1 riboswitch is annotated in these 312 nt (G+C 29.2%).

From position 1 onward, the window contains the following. Nucleotides 1–224: 224 nt before the first annotated feature. Nucleotides 225–312, bottom strand: a riboswitch (cyclic di-GMP riboswitch). This riboswitch is flagged as partial in the annotation.

Genomic DNA, 312 nt, shown 5'->3' with positions numbered 1-312 from the left:
TATACTTACTTACCAATACCATTACTTGATGCAAACAAGATTCTACTACATTTTCTCCGTACTCTAGTATAAAATCATCTAACTGTGTATCTATAAAATCACAATAATCATATGAACTACCAATATATGCAGTCAACATATGTGTACATCTATCCATTTTATCTCTAAACATATATTATTATCCACCTAAAAAACTTTCATAAAAACAAAAAGAACAATATCCTTTTGGCAACTGGCTGACATAACTTATAAGATATTTTACAAGTCTTAGTCCCTATAGCTTTGCGTCACTAAATTTCTCTAGTTTTGCCT

The sequence above is a fragment of the Clostridioides sp. ES-W-0018-02 genome (assembly GCF_020658175.1).
Classification (GTDB): domain Bacteria; phylum Bacillota; class Clostridia; order Peptostreptococcales; family Peptostreptococcaceae; genus Clostridioides.
This window is presented reverse-complemented; position numbering and strand designations above follow the sequence as displayed.